This is a genomic window from Bradyrhizobium sp. HKCCYLS20291, assembly GCF_051167715.1.
GTDB lineage: Bacteria > Pseudomonadota > Alphaproteobacteria > Rhizobiales > Xanthobacteraceae > Bradyrhizobium.
The window spans coordinates 567681-585749 of record NZ_JBNPTO010000001.1 but is presented as its reverse complement, the minus strand read 5'-3'; the positions used below and the strand labels follow the sequence as shown (position 1 = coordinate 585749).

22 protein-coding genes are annotated in these 18069 nt (G+C 62.5%); 11 read left to right on the top strand and 11 right to left on the bottom strand.

The genetic code is table 11. The annotated features are described in order from the left end of the window. Nucleotides 1-75 precede the first annotated feature (75 nt). Nucleotides 76-636 (bottom strand): hypothetical protein, encoded by a 561-nt coding sequence (locus ACQR07_RS02790; protein ID WP_434900823.1) that lies wholly within the window; start codon nt 634-636, stop codon nt 76-78. Between the two features lie 19 nt (nt 637-655). Continuing rightward, nucleotides 656-1126: a hypothetical protein gene (locus tag ACQR07_RS02785; RefSeq protein WP_434900822.1), complete on the bottom strand. Its 471-nt coding sequence runs from the start codon at nt 1124-1126 to the stop codon at nt 656-658. A 492-nt stretch (nt 1127-1618) separates the two neighbouring features. Here ACQR07_RS02785 and ACQR07_RS02780 point away from each other — a divergent pair, with 492 nt between their 5' ends. Further along, nucleotides 1619-2878 (top strand): hypothetical protein, encoded by a 1260-nt coding sequence (locus tag ACQR07_RS02780; RefSeq protein WP_434900821.1) that lies wholly within the window; start codon nt 1619-1621, stop codon nt 2876-2878. Nucleotides 2879-3051: 173 nt separating this feature from the next. On the opposite strand, the gene ACQR07_RS02775 is transcribed toward ACQR07_RS02780, so the two are convergent. Together ACQR07_RS02775 and ACQR07_RS02770 are read right to left on the bottom strand one after the other, a co-directional pair. Further along, on the bottom strand, nt 3052-3618 hold the full coding sequence (locus ACQR07_RS02775) for a hypothetical protein (protein WP_434900820.1): 567 nt from the start codon (nt 3616-3618) through the stop codon (nt 3052-3054). Continuing rightward, nucleotides 3618-4868: a hypothetical protein gene (locus ACQR07_RS02770; RefSeq protein WP_434900819.1), complete on the bottom strand. Its 1251-nt coding sequence runs from the start codon at nt 4866-4868 to the stop codon at nt 3618-3620. The genes ACQR07_RS02775 and ACQR07_RS02770 overlap by 1 nt, the downstream gene beginning before the upstream one ends. A gap of 227 nt (nt 4869-5095) precedes the next feature. On the opposite strand from ACQR07_RS02770, the gene ACQR07_RS02765 reads away from it, so the two are divergent. The 3 genes from ACQR07_RS02765 to ACQR07_RS02755 all read left to right on the top strand — a co-directional run bounded on the left by ACQR07_RS02765 (nt 5096) and on the right by ACQR07_RS02755 (nt 6850). Next, nucleotides 5096-5833: a hypothetical protein gene (locus ACQR07_RS02765; RefSeq protein WP_434900818.1), complete on the top strand. Its 738-nt coding sequence runs from the start codon at nt 5096-5098 to the stop codon at nt 5831-5833. Nucleotides 5834-6055: 222 nt separating this feature from the next. After that, nucleotides 6056-6637 (top strand): hypothetical protein, encoded by a 582-nt coding sequence (locus tag ACQR07_RS02760; RefSeq protein ID WP_434900817.1) that lies wholly within the window; start codon nt 6056-6058, stop codon nt 6635-6637. A gap of 48 nt (nt 6638-6685) precedes the next feature. Then, on the top strand, nt 6686-6850 hold the full coding sequence (locus tag ACQR07_RS02755) for a hypothetical protein (RefSeq protein ID WP_434900816.1): 165 nt from the start codon (nt 6686-6688) through the stop codon (nt 6848-6850). A gap of 111 nt (nt 6851-6961) precedes the next feature. Here ACQR07_RS02755 and ACQR07_RS02750 read toward each other — a convergent pair whose 3' ends face one another. Next, complete coding sequence (locus ACQR07_RS02750) at nt 6962-7441, bottom strand: Rap1a/Tai family immunity protein (RefSeq protein ID WP_434900815.1); 480 nt, start codon at nt 7439-7441, stop codon at nt 6962-6964. A gap of 53 nt (nt 7442-7494) precedes the next feature. Beyond that, on the bottom strand, nt 7495-7800 hold the full coding sequence (locus tag ACQR07_RS02745) for a hypothetical protein (RefSeq protein ID WP_434900814.1): 306 nt from the start codon (nt 7798-7800) through the stop codon (nt 7495-7497). A gap of 100 nt (nt 7801-7900) precedes the next feature. Here ACQR07_RS02745 and ACQR07_RS02740 point away from each other — a divergent pair, with 100 nt between their 5' ends. Further along, nucleotides 7901-8062 carry a hypothetical protein gene (locus ACQR07_RS02740; protein WP_434900813.1) on the top strand — a complete coding sequence of 54 codons (162 nt, stop codon included), beginning with the start codon at nt 7901-7903 and terminating at the stop codon, nt 8060-8062. Nucleotides 8063-8118: 56 nt separating this feature from the next. On the opposite strand, the gene ACQR07_RS02735 is transcribed toward ACQR07_RS02740, so the two are convergent. Further along, nucleotides 8119-8583, bottom strand: a complete 465-nt coding sequence (locus tag ACQR07_RS02735) for a hypothetical protein (RefSeq protein WP_434900812.1) — start codon at nt 8581-8583, stop codon at nt 8119-8121. A 728-nt stretch (nt 8584-9311) separates the two neighbouring features. Between ACQR07_RS02735 and ACQR07_RS02730 the strand changes: the two genes are divergently transcribed. After that, entirely contained in the window at nt 9312-9941 is a 630-nt protein-coding gene (locus ACQR07_RS02730) for a LysE family translocator (RefSeq protein WP_434900811.1), read from the top strand. Nucleotides 9942-10241: 300 nt separating this feature from the next. Here the strand turns inward: ACQR07_RS02730 and ACQR07_RS02725 are convergent, their stop codons facing one another. Further along, nucleotides 10242-11879, bottom strand: a complete 1638-nt coding sequence (locus ACQR07_RS02725; RefSeq protein WP_434900810.1) for an isocitrate lyase — start codon at nt 11877-11879, stop codon at nt 10242-10244. A 146-nt stretch (nt 11880-12025) separates the two neighbouring features. On the opposite strand from ACQR07_RS02725, the gene ACQR07_RS02720 reads away from it, so the two are divergent. From ACQR07_RS02720 to ACQR07_RS02700, 5 genes are all read left to right on the top strand, one after another. Next, nucleotides 12026-13495, top strand: coding sequence for a helix-turn-helix domain-containing protein (locus ACQR07_RS02720; protein WP_434900809.1), 1470 nt, complete (start codon nt 12026-12028; stop codon nt 13493-13495). Between the two features lie 179 nt (nt 13496-13674). Further along, complete coding sequence (locus tag ACQR07_RS02715; RefSeq protein ID WP_434900808.1) at nt 13675-14733, top strand: acyltransferase family protein; 1059 nt, start codon at nt 13675-13677, stop codon at nt 14731-14733. A gap of 193 nt (nt 14734-14926) precedes the next feature. After that, nucleotides 14927-15292: a hypothetical protein gene (locus ACQR07_RS02710; protein ID WP_434901049.1), complete on the top strand. Its 366-nt coding sequence runs from the start codon at nt 14927-14929 to the stop codon at nt 15290-15292. A gap of 139 nt (nt 15293-15431) precedes the next feature. Then, nucleotides 15432-15833, top strand: a complete 402-nt coding sequence (locus ACQR07_RS02705; protein ID WP_434900807.1) for a response regulator — start codon at nt 15432-15434, stop codon at nt 15831-15833. A 109-nt stretch (nt 15834-15942) separates the two neighbouring features. Then, nucleotides 15943-16365 carry a group II truncated hemoglobin gene (locus ACQR07_RS02700; protein ID WP_434900806.1) on the top strand — a complete coding sequence of 141 codons (423 nt, stop codon included), beginning with the start codon at nt 15943-15945 and terminating at the stop codon, nt 16363-16365. 3 nt (nt 16366-16368) lie between these two features. Here the strand turns inward: ACQR07_RS02700 and ACQR07_RS02695 are convergent, their stop codons facing one another. The 3 genes from ACQR07_RS02695 to ACQR07_RS02685 all read right to left on the bottom strand — a co-directional run bounded on the left by ACQR07_RS02695 (nt 16369) and on the right by ACQR07_RS02685 (nt 17646). Then, on the bottom strand, nt 16369-16563 hold the full coding sequence (locus tag ACQR07_RS02695; RefSeq protein ID WP_434900805.1) for a hypothetical protein: 195 nt from the start codon (nt 16561-16563) through the stop codon (nt 16369-16371). A gap of 44 nt (nt 16564-16607) precedes the next feature. Next, on the bottom strand, nt 16608-17006 hold the full coding sequence (locus ACQR07_RS02690) for an NUDIX hydrolase (protein WP_434900804.1): 399 nt from the start codon (nt 17004-17006) through the stop codon (nt 16608-16610). 118 nt (nt 17007-17124) lie between these two features. After that, nucleotides 17125-17646 carry a hypothetical protein gene (locus tag ACQR07_RS02685; RefSeq protein WP_434900803.1) on the bottom strand — a complete coding sequence of 174 codons (522 nt, stop codon included), beginning with the start codon at nt 17644-17646 and terminating at the stop codon, nt 17125-17127. Nucleotides 17647-18069: the final 423 nt, after the last annotated feature.

Genomic DNA, 18069 nt, shown 5'->3' with positions numbered 1-18069 from the left:
AGGTTGGCTTCGTGCACTGTCGCCGCAACTGCCGTAACCGCATGTCACCGCAACTGCATGATTTCCTCAGGCGTTCTACGGGTCTTGCTTTGCAAACCAATCGGCGAGACGCCGGTGGCGATGGGAAAACAATCTCGAAACGGCGCTGGCGACCAACGACCGCAATCCGGGGATCATCGACAACGGAGCTCTCAGCTCAAATGTCACACGGTCGATGATCTCTGTACCTCCGGCAGTCGGCCGTAGCGTGCGCTCGTGTTCCCATACCCGCAGGCTCCCCATGGTCGATGTTTCCCGAAAACGACACGGGTGCTGGATTTCCGAAACAACGATGTCATCATAGTCGAACGGCAGAACGCCGAACAGCAGCAGCCAGCTCTTTCCGAGCCGGTCGCCCGGACGGATCTCGCTGCTCACCTTGCCTGCCATCGCCCTTGGCGTCGTCATTTGGACGAAAGGCATCAGTTCGTGGTTGATGCCGTCGAGCGTGACGATCCGACGCCAGATTTCCTCCGGAGAGGCGGCAATCACCGACCGTTGTTCAATTGCGGCCGGCACCGTCGTCCCCGAACCTGTGATCTCGAGAGGCGATCGAACGCGTGACGTGCACTGTCCCGCAACCGCCGTCACCTTCAATCACGAACGATCCCGTCCATTACCTAACGACGGGAGGATCGGTCTCCATCACGACCTTCGCCACGGGATAGCGCCAGTCGTTCTTCGAGTTGTCGGCGGCGGCATCGATGCCTGCCACGATGACTGCACCGATGAGCCCGCCATTGACGCCGCTGGCCAGACGCGCCCGGCGCGTCGCATCGAACGGCGCGACCGTGATCATCCGCTTCTGATAGCCGGGCTTCTGGCAGGTCACGGCCAGCGTGCTCGACTGTCCGCGATAGAGCGGCACGCGCACCTGCGCGGGGCTCGTCATGGATGCGGTGAAACCGGTGGCCTCCAGCGAGCAGGCGGCCCCGGTCATCTCGACCTCGCCCTGGCCGGCATTGCCATAGGTCCGCACTTCCACCAGCTGGTCACCCGCGAAATCGGGCACGCTCGCGCCGGTCCGGCGCTTGGGCTCGTAGACGTCGATCCCTCGGCTGCCGGTGTTCGACCTGATGTCGGTCACACTGCTGACCGCAAGCGGCGCAGCACACCCGCCAAGGCACGCCCCTCCAAGGATCGCCAGCCAAGTGGCAGACCAACGCAAACAGTCCATTTGAGCCCCCCAGCCCAATTGTGGTGAAATAGCGGTAGCAGGGTCCAATCCGACCAACAATAGCCGCAACCTCGGGGAGAGTAGAGCGACCATCAAAAACCGCCTGCGTTGCGGGCAGGACACAGTCGCTGTCGTCCCGCAGCATCAAATAGGCCGGTGGAATGGATGTGTCAGACGATCGCCGAGCCACAACTTATGCGAGAAATCAAGCGCGATCGGCGCAATTGCTTGTAGGTGTAGGCCGCCAATGTCTGCAACAACGCTGGCGGCTTTCCCCAACACCACTTCGCCGAAATGATGCCTCGTGCCAATGGACGTAGCGATGGTCGGGTTGTTGCGACTTCATTTTTGTACACTGCCAACGTAACTCACACCGTAACTCTGAGAGAGGGAGGGCGCGTGATGGCGCTCGCAAAGCGTCTGCTTTCGTTGACTCTGATGGTTGGCCTCGCCCTTGGTCTTGCCGCATGCGGTCCGAGCCAAAGCCAAAGCGACGGCATCAAGTTTGGCTGGTTTTATCGGATGGTCGTCGATCTATCCCACGGCGACGAGCCACTCAGCATTGAAGTCGTCATCGCCTGCGGCTCGCAGGTCAGGCAAATCCTGGGCGAAGGGCGCAGCGCCCGTGCGCTCTGGGCTCCCTACATCTACGGCGTTCGCACCGGGAATGGTGAGGGCGTGCTGGTTCAAAGCCCCAACGTCTGCGATCGCGATGTCACCAAGAAGCCGGTCCCCGCCGATTTCATGCCGGTCGTGTTCTGGACGCCGGACGCGGGCAATCTCGAATTCCTTGTCGCCTATCTCAATGAGCGGGCCTACGAGCAGCCTGTCTCGAAGCTGACATTTCATCGCGCGACTGTGACCGAAGCGACCGAGGCCGACCACAAGGCGTGGCGTGAGACAAAATGGAAGGACAATATCGTCCCGATCGGCGATCGGCGAGAGGATCAGGTCAACGCCCGAAGCTTCTTCCGGGGCGAAGGATTTTTTCCAGCTGGTGATCCAAATAAATCATTGCTGCGCATGGCGTGCTTTTCATTTCTGCGGGTTCCAATTCCGCCGGATCTGCGGGAATTGGTGGGGGCCCATTGGCCGTCGGATCGCCCTCGCTATTGGCTCCTCGACTGGCGCGTCGTCCGCCCCATCATATTCGAAGAGAATCCGCAAGAAACCCGCTACTGGGAACGATTTCGCGCTGAGGCAGCGCGGCGCGGCGTTCTGCGCGGCGAGGAGCCGCGTGGTCTTCCGACGTTTTATGAGGGCACGGGTGTCAACCGTTCATCGGGTGTCGGCAGCATCGGGGTCGGCCGGCTCGCCTCCGGTCAAGGTCTTCGGATTCCTTATCGCGTGGAAACGGGTTATCCGTGGGCCACCGAACGGATGCGGACACAAGGTTCATTCGACCTTCATGCGGACACTGATGGCGGCGCAGACCAAGGCTTCGCCTACTGCTACCGCGACATGTTCGGATACTACTTCGCCACACCACTGGGTACGCCGAGAAGAGCGGCCGATCACCGCATTTTCATCGACAATCAACTGATCGGAACCTGGCCGGAATCGACAACCATGGCTCCGGGCGCCGCCATCATCGAGCGCGACGAGTACATCTGGCTCAACAACGATTTTGACCTGACGCACGAGCTCGCGAGAATGCAATGAAGATCGAAACGAACGACGCATTGATCAGCGATTGCGTCTACGCATAACGGTCCAGTCCCACTTGATCCCATTCCATTCGCCCTGTTTACGGACGCGTTGAATGCACCGTCACCTAACCTTGGGAAAATCACCTGCAACAGGGCTGAGCGGCACCTGACCGTTGCCCCTCCCATTCAGTAAGTTGGGCCCCAGACCGGGATGAACTGGAACTTGTCCAGACGGGTGTCGCTCCAAGAGCCAAACAGCGACTGGTCGCCAAAGTGCATTGGTGGCGAATGATCCCCATCAGCAGTGTTCACCTTCAATCGAACCTCGCTTGGACAATCCCTTCGCGACTCGACGTTCAACACGAATGAAATCGGCAGCACATCTCTCGCATTCGGAACTACGAAGGATTGAAAGAGCTCCTCCTTTCCAGACCGCGTGATCTTGAAAAGAAAGAAAAACAGAAACTTCTTGGGGTACGCCGGCTGGCGATCGAGCGCTTGCACCAACTCGCCTCGCACTACGGCCTTACAGGCGCCAAACGACACACTGGGCGACAGAACCAACATCGAAGTCGCAACCAGGACAACAATCATGGCGGAAGGGAACGGGGCTCTGCGCACCATTGCTGTCGAAGCGGCGACCATTCCAAGATCTTTACTCAGATCGATGGGCGCGTCAGGCGAACCTCGACGATAAGTTTCTTCCGCAAGCGCTGCGGCAAGCTGGATACCGGTCAGCGCTGTGTTCGCCATCACAATCCACCAAGAATGTTGACGAGTTCATATTCGCGGAAGAAGTACACGTATTCGTCGCGCTCGATGGCCGCTCCGGATCGGGTTCGGCCTCCGCCGTCTTCGTGCGCCTCCTGGATCAACTCGCCATTGATCCGATTGACCGTGCGACCAAGGTTCAATTGCCAGTCGATGTAGGACGGGAATCCCGTAACGTTGGAAAGGGTGTCGCAATAGGCAAAGCCGCGTAACTCTGGAAGGACCTCAGTTGCAGTCCAGCTGACGTTTGTCTTTGCAGCGATATCCGGCGGAAGGCGGCCATCTGGGCCAAGCAGGTTGGGTGTGAAATCCGTGCGCGCAGGATAAATTGCGCCCGCCACGTCGTCTGCTCGGTACATCACCGCTCCGGCCTTAAGCCTGGGAAGTCCCTGGGACGCGCCATGCGACAAGTACTGCTCGAACCGGTAATCATCGAACAACCACTCGGGCAAGACGTTACCCGCCGGGCGCCCTCGCAGAATACGCTTCACCTCTTCATTGGTGTGCCAGTAAGTCGGTCGATCGACCGGCCATTTTGCATTGACCGGCGCGCGGACCGCATCCGCGAGCTTCACACGCGCGGCCGCATGGCAGCGCGTTCCCATAAAACGATCGCCGATCCTCCAACGAATCTGATCCCACGGATTCTTCGGATTGATGCCGAGAACTTCAAAAGTCAGAAAGTTTTTGGGAGCCTCGACACGGCGCCATTCCTCCCACTGGGGCTTGGTGGCCTCACTGATCGTGGCACCAAGGAACTTCATTTCGGAACGGGGGCTCTCGTAGGCGTCATCGGAGGCATAGGCCAGACCGAACCACGGCTCATCCGCGTTTTGATAGGTCACCACGAGCGGCAGCAGCGCAGCGGGGACCTTGCCGTTGGCCGTGGTCTCGCCGCCGCAGGCCTGCGGCGGCTTCACCACGACCCCGCGGCCATCCGTCATCTTGAGACCGTAGGCCATCGGTAGGATGCCGACCTCAACGGTCCGATCGTTGTCCATGGAGCGCGTGATCTTGACGTTGCAGCCGACGACGATGTCGAAGTTCAGGGGCGCGCCCCTGTAGACGAGCTTGACGTTCAGTCGGTAGTAAGTGCCTGAGTCCCGCTCGACCGACTTGGTGTAAGACCATCGTCGCAGAAGCGCCTGAACGGTCGATGTGTCACCGGCAAACCCAGCCGCTACAAGCAGCGCCACGATCACCACGAGAACGAGAGTACGCCCGACGTTCATGATGCTCTCGGATGTTGCGATGACGTGACTACGGTGATTGCCGTGACAGCACTTACCACCGTAACCTGCTCGCGCAACCTCAGACGGTATCCTGCTGACCTTTGTTGTCTCACGCACGGCTAACACCTTCAGTGTGCACAACCGCTGGACACCTCTCCGGATTAGAGAAGCTCCCCTTGAGTTCCCGCATCGGTTGCGATTGGATGCCCGGATTGGGGGAGACCAAAATGCGACACTGGGCATCACTGCTGCTGTACAGCCTGCTCGCGGGATGCGTCAGCGCCGGCGAGACGATCTCGTTTCGGGCCTCCAATCCTCAGCAGCAGTCGCTGATGCGCGACGGTCAGCCGGCCCTGGTCTCGCGCCAGAAAACCTCGCTCGTGCTGGTACGCCCGGCGTCGCGCCAGCTTCAGCGCAACGGAAGGCCGGTTTTCGTCGTTGCGATCAACAATCTCGGCCGCCAACCTATCGACTTCCGCGTCGCCCAGGTCGAAGCTGTCCAGCATGCCGCCGGCTCGGACTTCGAGATGAAGGTCGTGACCTACGAAATGCTGGTGCAGGAGGAGCAGAGCCGCCAGGTCGCTGCCGCCCTGCTCACCGGGCTCGCTGCCGGCGCCAACGCCATGAGCGCGTCGCAAGCCGGACGTGGCAGCTACACGACCCCCAGCGGCCGCACAGGGACCTTCTACAGTCCGACAGCCGCAGTCATCGCCCAGAACAACGCAGCGATCCAGAACGAGGCCATGATCTCGGCAACGATCGAAACCGGCCAGCGCAACATGGCGATGCTGGAGCAGGCGGTGATCAAGGACAACACTCTGATGCCGAGCGAGTGGTACGGCGGGCAACTCCACCTGGCGCCTCCGACAGATCAGGCCGGTGCTGCGAAGACCTACACCATCGTGATCACGGTTGGGACCGACCGGCACGTGGTCGAGGTGTCGCAAGCGCCTGCGGGGGCATGAGATACGCACTCGGAGTTTACGTGCAGCCGCAGCAAGTTCCTACAAAGCCCGGCGTGCTCGAACAAGTTTCGTGCACTTTCACCGCACCCCCCAGTTGATTTGATCTACGCCTGTCTTTCGAATTGATTGGTTGATGCTCAGAGCAAGATCTACTTTCCGAGCCGTGCTGACCTAGTCGCACAATCGCAATTACACTCACGACGCGATACGATCGGGGCTAAAATGAAACGCATTGAATTTAGCGAAATGACGAACCGATTGCACCGCAATGCTGTGGGTGCAGCAGCAGTGATCATCAGCATCAAGCTATTCAATCTTCAGATCGATAAAGCCGGTACGCTCGGGATTGAAGTCAAAAACTTCACGACCAGCGCGCTCGTGGCCATTCTTTTCATTGTGATGGCTTATCACTTCGTCGCTTTCGCAATTCGCGCACTCGAAGAGTATAGGGTTTGGGAGCTCGAGCTCACCCAGCAAAACACAACCTTTGCAGATGGTGGCCTGGGTGTTGTCGATCTCACCAACCAAATACGCAAGGCAAGTGACAGCTTGCAGAAAATAATGGCAAATGCTGGGGTTATTACTTCTCAGGGACAGAGTATTTTTACCAAGCAAGATGCCGATAATCTCAAGGAATTTTCCAAGGCCGCTGAAATATACGGCAAGCGGTTGAAAAACTTCCCAAGACTAACCGCCGTTCGCTTTTGGATCTGGGACGTCGGAACGGCCGCGCTCATGGTGCTCGTCGGAACGCTCTACGCTTGGTCCCTTCTCCCTTCCGGGCATGAGCTCTTCTGCCCCTAAAACTAGTAACGGTGACAGTGCTGGACTGCAATCCGGGATATGGCTGCAATGATTCGGCTTTTTGCGACATTAGGGGTGGTGGCCGCCATTCCGGTACTTTTTAACTCGGATGCCGCCAAACAATTTGATGCTTGCGAAATGCAAGCGATTGAAAAGATGGGTTACCAGCAAGGTGACTGGCACAGTCCCGCGGGTCGATACCTGTACGCTTGAATGCGTGCTGCGGGCTTCGATCTTAGATCGGATAAGACGCCCGCCGAAGGGTACTGCACGACCGGTGACATGCGCCGCATCGTGCTGCCCGTGTCCATGAACTGCGCAATTCTAATTTTTGATTGGACAGGGCCACGCGTCCTTGAGAGCATCGTTGAGTAAAAGTGCAGGAGACAAATCGCGCTTTGCCGGTGTACTACTAAGATACGCGCAGAACAGGTCTGTCATTTGCTCCACAGTTGCGCGTTCCGGCTTGCAGAAGCCTATAAATGCTTCGAGTGCGAAATCGACCTCAAAATCGTTATCCGGCTTAGCACCAAGATGCCTCGTCCTGTCTATCGCGAATGCGCCATGCACGGACATGTCGTACATTCCGCTGACGTAGGTCTGTGCCAAAGCCTTTTCATATCGGCACCACTGGTAAACGTCATTGCCACTAAAGAACGTTTTGTCACTAAACGGCGGCCTCTTCGGCATATCAGCGGCGAGCGTGTGAAGCGTACCAGCCAAGAGAATTGCCGCAGCCGTGAGTATTACTTTCAGTGATACCGAACACATTTGTGGGCCTTCGTTAGTTAAGGTGAGGTACACTTCACTTACCCGCAAAGGCAGTATGCCGCATAACGGCTTAACCGTCAGCCCCCTCACCCACCCACCGCAAACCCCAGCACCAGCTGCTTCGGGCTCTGCTTGAACTCCTTGAGCACCGCGGCGCGGACCTTCTCCGCCAGCTCCGGCAGCGGCTTGTCCGTGTAGAGCTTCGGAAACGTCACCGTCACCGACGTCAGGGTGCCGTTGTTCCAGTTGAAGCCGACGGCGGGCTTGACGCCGGTCTCCGTGAGGAGGTCGGCTTCGACGGCGCGGCTGTAGGCCATGCCGTTCTGAACGGCGTCGATCATGCCGCAGCCGGCGAGGCAGGCGATCATGGGGATCAGCGCGAGGGCTCTCATGGCGTTTGACTCCGACGTTTGATCCGGCCGTGCCGAGGCGGCGCGCGGCGAATGCCTGTGATAAAGCGGCGTGCAGGACAGACCTGCTGGAAGGATCATCATGAAGGCGGACAATCGTCTGGCACTCGCGTGCATGGCGGTGATCGCGGTCCTGATGGTCCTGCTCCTGTCCGCCAAATATGACGACTGCCAATCGCGCGGACAGGCCGAGGCGGAGTGCTTGCGGCAAGCCCGGCTGCAGCCCCCGACCTGGCGGCCCTGAGCGCCCCCCCGGGGCAAGGCCAGGATGACGGTGACACTGCCCGGCCTTCGCCTCCCTCATGCATCATCGAACACCCTGCTCTCGCGGAATGTCGCGAAGAACTGATCCGAAGCCGCAAGCAGCTGCTCCCTGCTGAGAGCGATATTCAACCCACCCAACCCTCCCCTGAATCGAACGACGACCTTGTCGGGATCCTTCGAACGCGGCCTTGCGTCCGTGGTCCAGGAGAGGTTCAGGGAATTCACCTTCACGATATCCTGCCGTTCGCAGGCCTCTCTGATTGATTGGAAAAGCATTCGCGCCTCGTCGAGTGACAGCTCGACAGAGCCGACGTCACCGAGCGTACAATCCAGCAGGAACGTGGGACGTCGAAATCCGACGTAGATGCCATCACGACGTCCGAAAAGCTGTATTTTCTCATAGACTCGTTCGTTCTCCGCCTCGCGCGCGGCGGCACGTTGTTTCATCACCTGGACGGCCTCGCGCAGAGACTTCGAGATCCGTTTCATCGACGACAGCATGCGGAGACGTCCGATCTTTCGGGGAAGTGAGATAAATTAGATTATTCAACAGCATCAACACAATCAGTCTTGTCCGGTCCTGCCCGCGAAAAATATCACTTCCACTTTTCCGAATTCCATGCTACACGCAATCCCATCCCGTGCTCCTCGAGAGGGGCGGATCGCGATCGTCACGGACGTTGGGTGCGGGGAGCGGTGGCCGCGGCTGGCTGCAGCGCGCTTGCGCGCGGACGAACAGCCTGGCGCGGACGTGAAATCGCGTGGTCCTGGCGCCCCGAAGCTGGCGCCAAGTCCTGGGGATGATGAGCCCTGAGGGCGACGGTGGCTATCAAGCCGGACGCCGGGGAGATCGCGTATAAGCGTGAAGACCATCGCGCGGGGAATGCCGGTTGTCGGCTGAACCTGTGGTGACTGCCGCCTGCTTTTTCTTCTGCAGGCGGGCCATGGGTTGCGGCCTGCAGCCCGGCATTCCCCGCGCCCTCTGTCTGATGAGGGCGAACGATCTCGCAAAGCTCGGACGCGACCTGCGTCGCGACGACGGATGAACACGTCCCCTGCCCGCTGGCTTCTGTCCACGTCCTCTGCAATCGACCGCGGCGCGCCTGCTCGTCACCGAGCCGTGTCCTGCGCCCGCCTATCGTCCGCCGCTGCGCCGTGGAAGGATGCAGCCGATGTGAAGCGCGCCGACCGCCTTTCGCCTGAACGGCCACGCCCCTGGGAGCCCGCCAATGTCCACTGCCTTCCTGCTGACCTCGCTGATCATGGTGGCCTCGCCCGGCACCGGGGTGCTCTATACGCTGGCGGTGGCGCTGACCAAGGGCTCGCGAATGAGCATCGCGGCGGCGTTCGGCTGCACGCTCGGCATCATCCCGGCGATGCTTGCCGCGATCGTCGGGCTTGCGGCGGTGCTGCACACCAGCGCGCTGGCGTTTGCAACGCTGAAATATTGCGGCGTCGCCTATCTTCTGTACATGGCCTGGCAGACGCTCGGCGAGCGCGGCGCGCTGTCGGTCGAGGCCAAGGAGGATGCCAAGCACGATGCGGATGCGCGCTCGGCGTGGCGCGTGGTGCTGACCGGCTTCCTGATCAACATCCTCAATCCAAAGCTGTCGATCTTCTTCCTCGCCTTCCTGCCGCAGTTCATCGCAGCCGACGACGCGCATCCGCTCGCGGCGATGCTGGAGCTGTCGGCCACGTTCATGGCGATGACGTTTGCGGTGTTCGTGGTCTACGGCCTGTTCGCCGCCGCCGTCCGCGACCGCATCGTCAGCCGGCCTCGCGTCGTGACCTGGCTCCGCCGCGCATTTGCGGGCGGGTTTGCGCTGCTCGGCGCAAGGCTTGCGCTGAGCGAGCGGTGAGAACCCGGAGTAATGCGGCGAGAGGCTCGCGTACAAAAGCCGTCCTTAGCTCCGCAGCGCGGGGCCAATTTGTTGCTCGTCATGCCCGGGCTTGTCCCGGGCATCCACGTGGCTCCGCAGGCGCCGAACGACGTGGATGGCCGGGACAAGCCCGGCCATGACGGCGTGGAGAGAGGTGACCTCAAGCTTCCAGGTTCACGATCGGCGACAGCAATGAGGCGTATCGCCAAAAAACGAAACCCGCCCGAAGCACTCGGCTTCGGGCGGGTCTCATCAGTCCAGCGCTTCACCCGGCGGAGATCAGCCGAACTGGTTCATCGTGTTGTGCGCGCCGCCGGCCTTCAAGGCCTTGTCACCGGCGAAGTATTCCTTGTGGTCGTCGCCGATGTCGGAGCCGGCCATGTTCTGGTGCTTGACGCAGGCGATGCCCTGGCGGATCTCGGCGCGCTGGACGTTCTTGACGTAGCCCAGCATGCCCTGCTCGCCGAAATACTCACGGGCCAGGTTGTCGGTCGACAGCGCGGCGGTGTGGTAGGTCGGCAGCGTGATCAGGTGGTGGAAGATGCCGGCGCGCTTGGCCGAATCCGCCTGGAAGGTGCGGATGCGCTCGTCGGCTTCCTTCGCCAGCGGGGTGTCGTCGTACTCCGCCTTCATCAGCTCGGCACGGTTGTACTTGCTGACGTCCTGGCCCGCTTCCTTCATCGCGTCATAGACCTGCCAACGGAAGTTGAGGGTCCAGTTGAACGACGGCGAGTTGTTGTAGGCGAGCTTGGCGTTCGGGATCACCTTGCGGATGCGGTCGACCATCTTGGCGATCTGCTCGATATGCGGCTTCTCGGTCTCGATCCACAGCAGGTCAGCACCGTTCTGCAGCGAGGTGATGCAGTCGAGCACGCAGCGGTCCTCACCGGTGCCGGGGCGGAACTGGTAGAGGTTCGAGGGCAGCCGCTTCGGGCGCATCATCTTGCCGTTCTGGTTGATGATGACGTCGCCGCTGCGCGCGGTGGCCGCCGTCACTTCCTCGCAATCGAGGAAGCTGTTGTACTGGTCGCCGAGATCGCCCGGCTGGCTCGAGAACGCGATCTGCTGCGTGAGACCAGCGCCGAGCGAGTCGGTGCGGGTGACGACGATGCCGTCCTCGACGCCGAGCTCGAGGAAGGCGTGGCGGCAGGCGCGGATCTTGGCGAGGAAGACGTCATGCGGCACGGTGACCTTGCCGTCCTGATGACCGCACTGCTTCTCGTCCGAGACCTGGTTCTCGATCTGCAGCGCGCAGGCGCCCGCCTCGATCATCTTCTTGGCGAGCAGATAGGTCGCTTCCGCATTGCCGAAGCCGGCGTCGATGTCGGCGATGACCGGAACGACGTGGGTCTGGAAGCCGTCGATCTTGGCGATGATCTCGCTCTCCTTCGCCTTGTCGCCGGCCTTGCGGGCCGCGTCCAGCGTGCGGAAGAGATCATTGAGCTCGCGCGAGTCGGCCTGACGCAGGAAGGTGTAGAGCTCCTCGATCAGCGCGGGCACCGAGGTCTTCTCGTGCATCGACTGGTCCGGCAGCGGGCCGAACTCCGAGCGCAGCGCCGCGATCATCCAGCCAGAGAGATAGAGGTAGCGGCGGTCGGTCTTGCCGAAATGCTTCTTGATCGAGATCAGCTTCTGCTGCGCGATGAAGCCGTGCCAGCAGCCCAGCGACTGGGTGTACTTGGTGCTGTCCTCATCATAGGCAGCCATGTCGGCGCGCATCACGGACGCGGTGTAGCGGGCGACGTCGAGGCCGGTCTTGAAGCGGTTCTGCAGGCGCATGCGCGCCACGGCCTCGGCGGTGACGCCGTTCCAGGTCGGGTTGCTCTCGAGCAGCGCACGCGCCGCCTCGACCTCGGCCTGGTAGGACGCCGGTCCCTGGATGGCCTGATCGTTCAATCCACGCGGTTGGAAGTTCATGTCCGTGATCCCTTGGTTAAGGACAACCTGAGACCCGTTGTAAGCACCTGCAGCGTACGGACCAGACATTGCGCGGAAAACTTGTCACACTTTACAAATCTCTCGTGTATAGCTGTAAGGAGCTTACAGACGGGAGTTGACCGGTCATGAGTACCGCCACGGCACGCTCTATCTTCATGGGCCCGCGCCTGCGACGGCTCCGCCGCGAGCTCGGCCTGACCCAGGCCGACATGGCCGCTGACCTCGAAATATCAGCACCTTACGTGGCGCTCCTGGAGCGGAACCAGAGGCCGGTCACGGCCGACATGCTGCTGCGGCTGGCCCGAACCTACAAGATCGACCTCGCCGATCTCGCCGGCGACGGCGGCGCCGACCACACCGCGCGGATGCAGTCGATCCTGAAGGACCCGATGTTCTCGGACATCGACATCCCCGCCCTGGAGATCTCCGACCTCGCCGTCAGCTATCCCGGCATGACGGAAGCGTTCCTGCGGCTCTACACGGCGTATCGCGAGGAGCAGCTGGCGCTGGCCGAACAGCGCGCGCCCGTCTCCGGCAGCGCGCCGCGGCCGGGCAATGACGGCTTCGACGCCAATGATCCCGTGGCCGACGTCCGCCGCTTCCTCGCCGCCCGCCGCAACAACTTTGCCGGTCTCGACGATGCCGCCGAGCGGCTGGCGCAGGCGATCGCACAGGGGGCGCCGACCGGGTCGCCGCAGATGCCCGGCCCCGCCGGCCTGATCGAGCGCTTCCGCGCAAAACACAATCTGCAGGTCCGCTACATGCCGCCGAACGTGATGCTGGGCTCGCTCAGGCGGCTCGATCTGCATCGCCGGCAATTGCTGATCGAGGACTCGCTCGACAGCGCCAGCCTCAAATTCGAGCTGGCGCGGCAGCTCGCTTATCTCGAGCTCGACACCGAGATCGGCGCTGCGCTGGAGGACGGCAAGTTCGCCAGCAAGACCGCAGAGCTCCTGGCGCGCCGCGCGCTCGCGGCCTATGCGGCGGCGGCGATCATCATGCCCTACTCGATCTTCGCCAAGGCCGTCGATGCCAGGGCCTACGATCTCGAGGCGCTGGCGCGGCAGTTCGGCACCAGCTTCGAGCAGACGGCGCATCGCGTCACCACCTTGCAGAAGCCGGGCGCCGAGAAGATCCCGTTCTTCCTGATCCGCGTCGATCCCGCCGGCAACATCTCGAAGCTGCTCGACGGCGCCGGCTTTCCCTTTGCCCGCCATGGCGGGGCGTGCCCGCTGTGGTCGGTCCACGGCATCTTCAAGACGCCGCGCCAGATCATCACGCAATGGCTGGAGCTGCCGGACGGCCGCCGCTTCTTCTCGATCGCGCGCACGGTGACCGCCGGCGGCGGCTCCTATGGCGCGGTCCGCGTCGAACGCGCCATCGCGGTCGGCTGCGCGGCCGAGCATGCCGCGCAGCTCATCTACACCCGCGACGGCCACGGCCCCGATGCCGACGCGCCGACTCCGATCGGCGTCGCCTGCCGCGTCTGCCACCGCCCGAAATGCGCCGCCCGCTCGGCGCCGCCAATCGGCCGCGAAATCCTCCCGGACGATTTCAGGACGTCGTCCGTGCCGTTCGGTTTCTCGTCGGATTGAGGGAGATTCTGTGACCAGGATGGCACACATCGGTTCGAAAGGAGCGTGGCGGGTCCGGCAAGCTGTCGAGCTGTATCATTTTACCGCTATGATTTGTGTCCGTTCATTACTGTCCTTTGCTGGGACTGACGGAGTTCAATCGGCGCGTCGTGCGCCCGGACGTCAGCGTGTGCAGCGCCATGAACGACCCGCATCGTGGATTCTGGCCGATCCTCGGCGGCGTGCGCTTTCTGCTCGCGATATGGGTGCTGTTCGACCACACCTACAATTTCGGGCCGGCCGAACGGGCCATTCCCGTTCTGACGAAAAGCGGGCTGATGGCCGTGATGTGCTTCTTCGTCATATCCGGCTTCAGCATCCATCACTCCATCGCCACCCGGCCCGCCGGCTATCTCCGCCGTCGCGTCCTCCGCATCCTCCCGCTCAATGCGCTTGCGGTCCTGATCGCCTGGCTCGCCTGGTCGATGTTCGGCACGTCCGGCGGCTACCTCGCTCCCGCCAAGCCGCCGACGCCGTTGCAGTTCATCGGCTGCATGCTGCTGCTCGAAGCCGTCCTGCCGATCATGATCTCCTTCCTCTATCCGGCATGGTCGCTGTCCATCGAGGCGGTCTACTACCTGCTGGCGCCGCTGTTCAAACGGCTCGACGGCCGGCCGCACATTCCGGCGATGATGATCGCGTCAGGACTGTCCTTCGTCGCGTTCCCGCTGTTCCCCGACGACTACGTCGCCGACCACAGCTCCTTCTGGCTGACCGCCCTCGTGATGCTGTGGGCCTGGCTGGCCGGATGGGTCGCCTATCGGCAGCCCCGCGACCTGCGTTATCTGATCGGGCTTGGAATCGCCGGCCTCGCCGGGGTTGCGACCCAGGCGAAGTTCTTCGACGTCGCCGGATTCGCATCGGCAGCGGTCAATTGCGTCGCCTGGATTGGCACCCTGGTCCTGGTGTTCTACCGGGTCGGCGAGGTCGGCGGCAGAACGGCGGCGGCATTCGAATACCTCGGCGAACTCAGTTTCCCGCTCTACATCCTGCACTATCCCGTCCTGTTCGCAGTCAGCAGCTCACTCTTCAAGCACTACCCCAACCTGAACTACGGCATCACACAGGTCATCGTCTCGATCGCCGCGGCCATACTGGCCTACCATCTGGTCGACAAGCCCCTGCGCGTGGCCCCGAGGACCAGCCGGGCGCCGACGACGCTCCTCGACGCACGGCTGGCGCCGACCGGACGGCACTGATCTGCGCAGGGCTGGTCGGCGGCGGCGGAGAGGCGTCGGATGGCGCCATGGCCGTCGTCAGAAGCCCGGAAGATCGACGGGAGAACGACCTCGCCAAAAGTTCCGGGCTTGACGAAACAGTCACAAACCCGACAAAGATTGCGCCAAAGTGTCGCGGCGGAGGTGTTCCATGCGATATGTCGACGGCGCGGTGATGTTCTTCAGCCTGTGGCTGCTGGCGTCCATGCTTCTCGACGCCCTGACGCCGCCGGAATTCACCTTCTACATGATCGGCCCCGCGATCGCGCCCGCGGTGCTGATCACCGGCTTCCTGTATTGGCTGCGCATCCCGCCGCTCGACTTCGCCGTCGTCTTCGCGACGCTCTGGATGGTCTCCGAGATGGCACTCGAGATGATCGCCCCGAAACCGCTGTCGCCGCTGATGGCCGTGGTCGCGGTCGCGCCGCTTGTCGTCGCCGGGATCCTCGTGAACGTCCGGCAGTGGCGGCTGATGCGCGGACACGTCAGGCCGGTCGCGTCCGCCGCGATCAAGGGCGCCGCAATCCCGGGTCCACGTTAGGAGCGCCCAGTCCGCTTGCGCACGTGCGCGTGCACAAATTTCCGTAATTCTACGGGAGTGAAAATTTACGCGGAACTCAGAAACCGGCTCTTAAGCTCTGAATGCCCATCAAGAGCCGATACACAGCCGCGCAGGGACCATGCTCAACGAACTTCTCGTGATCGAAGATGCCGATGTTCATCTCTCGATCCTGCGCAAGATCGCCGTGCAGGCGGGCTTTGCGACGACCGGCGTGAATTCGGTGGACGGCGCCATGAGCGTGCTGCGCCGGCGCAACTTCGAATGCATCACCCTCGACCTCAATCTCGGCGAACGCTCCGGCACGGAAGTGCTGCAGCTCTTGTCCGACATGAAGTCGCGCACGCCGATCCTGATCATCAGCGGCTCCGACGATCAGACCCGCGACGTCACGGTGCGCGCGGGCAAGATTCTCGGCCTCAACGTCTTCCCGCCGTTCTCGAAACCGGTCGACCTCGCGCTGCTGCGCCAGATTGCAGCCGACACCGACCGGCAGCGCCTCGTCAAAGCCAATCTCCGCTAGTACGCGATTCCTCGCCTTCGGCGACACCGGCTGCCCGCTTTGATTCAGATCAAGGCGCAGCGCGACCGCCGCCTGTTGGCTTCAACGAGGCGAACGGGAACGAGATGCAATGACGGTAGCGGAGCAAGCCAGCGAAGCAGTCGTGGTCGAGGCCACGCCCTACGAGCTCGTCGGCGGGGAAGCGGGCGTACGGCACTTGGCCGAGCGGTTCTATGCGATCATGGACGAGGAGCCGGACGCGCGCCGTATCCGCGCCATGCACGATGCGGATCTCGGGCCGATCAAGCAGCTGCTGTTCGAGTTCCTGAGCGGCTGGCTGGGCGGGCCGCCGCTGTATTTCGAGCGCGCGGAGCACCGCTGCATCATGTCGGCGCATCGGCCCTACCCGATCGGCGATGCCGAGCGCGACGAATGGATGACGTGCATGCGCCGTGCGATGTTCGACTGCGACATCACCGGCGAGATGTATGATCTACTGGACCGGGCTTTCCTGCGCATGGCGAACGCGTTTCGCACGCGCCAGGCAAGCTGACGTTCAGCCGTGCTTCCCAGCTGATTCGCGCGCGAGTCGCTCCGCGCGGAGCCGCTCACGGTTCTTGTAGAAGGCCCGCTGGGCCTCCTCGTGCTCGCGCATGGCCTGCTCGGCATCGGCCCTGCGCGCGGCATCGCGCGCCCTTCGCTCTTCGGGCGTAAGGACGCGCGGCGGTCTGGCTGTGCTTTCGTAAGTCATAGCGATACAACGCCCAGCGCCGCGAGACGTTCCCCGGCCCAAGCCTAGACCTTGCGCGTACTCGGCTTGCGCGGGAACAGCCGGTCGCGGATATAGCGCGAGGTCGGGGTCAGGCTCAGCCCGTAGGGCTTCTGCCAGACGGCGCGGTCGATCTCGTCCTTGTCGCCGATCTCCAGCCGTCCCTTCGCGTGCTTGGCGATGAAAATCGCATCGCTCATCTTGCGTCCCGAACGTTTGTTCGTGGCCGTGACTTCCTTCCAGAGCTTGAGACGGCCAAGCTTGAGCTTCGGCAGCTCTTCTTTGATCTCGCGCTTGAGGCAGTCCTTCGCAGTTTCCCGCGCCCGTTTGCGTCCGCCGGGAAACATCCAGCGGCCGTCGACGCGCCGCCGTACCAAAAGAACCTTTCCGCCCTTGGCGGCAACGAGCTTGGACGCCTTGGCCATGGCCTCGAAAACTCTTGAGACGAGCAATGCAGCGGACCCTAACAGGATTCGCTCCAATTCCCGCTCCGGACCTTTTCGGAGCCTCCGCGGCTGCGGCGTCGCGATCGACCTCCCTGGTTCAGTAGCAGGACCGCGGATCGACCGCGACGTACTGTCCGGACGGATAGCGGTAGTAGCAATTGCCTTGCGACAGATAATAGCCCGGCCGAGACGCGGCAGAGGCTCCTGCGATCGCGCCGGTGGCGCCACCGATCACGGCACCCGCAGCCGCACCGCCGGCCTTTCCAGTCAGAATGCCGCCAAGCACACCGCCGATGATGGCGCCGCCGAGCGCGCTGGCGCCGGGGTCCGGGTCAGCCGGCGGGGCCGGTTCATAGGCGACGGGGGGCGGCGCGGGCTCATAGACCGTCGCCGGCGCATAGACGACGTCGTCGGCGTAGTCGTCGGAGACATAGGTCGGCGGCCCTTCCATCGGTTCCGCATAATAATACCAGACGCCGCCAACGTCCCACCACCAGCCCGGACGGCCATTATGGACCTCATGGCGCCAGCGACCGCCTTCCCAGCCGATTCTGCCGCGATAGCGTTGCCCGCCATAGTCACGCACTGCGATCGTCCCGCGGGCGTAGCGTCCATCCACGGGCCTCCCGACGACGGCGGGTCCAGGTCCGGGCCGCGGACCGGCGCCATGCTCGAAACGACCGCGGTCAGCCCCGGGGGGCAGCGGGTGCGCCTGCTGCGCCACGGGAGCCGGTGGCCGGCCCTGTGGCATCACGGCAGCGCGCGCCGACGGCCCTCCTGGCTGCCCCTGAACGGGTCCAGGCCGCGGCGCCTGAGCCTGCGGCGCTGGGCCTCCGGGCCCTCCTGCCTGAGGCTGACGGACAACACCGGGCGGACGGCCATGCGGCGGGTGTCCAGGGCCGCCCTGGTCCGGCGACGGCCCCTGGCCTTGTCCATAAGCAGGCAAGGCGACTGCGGTCAGCATCGCCAGCGCAGGCAGCCATGATCTGGATGCGACGAAAACTGTCATGCTTGCCTACCCCTTACTGGCCCGCCCTCTGCG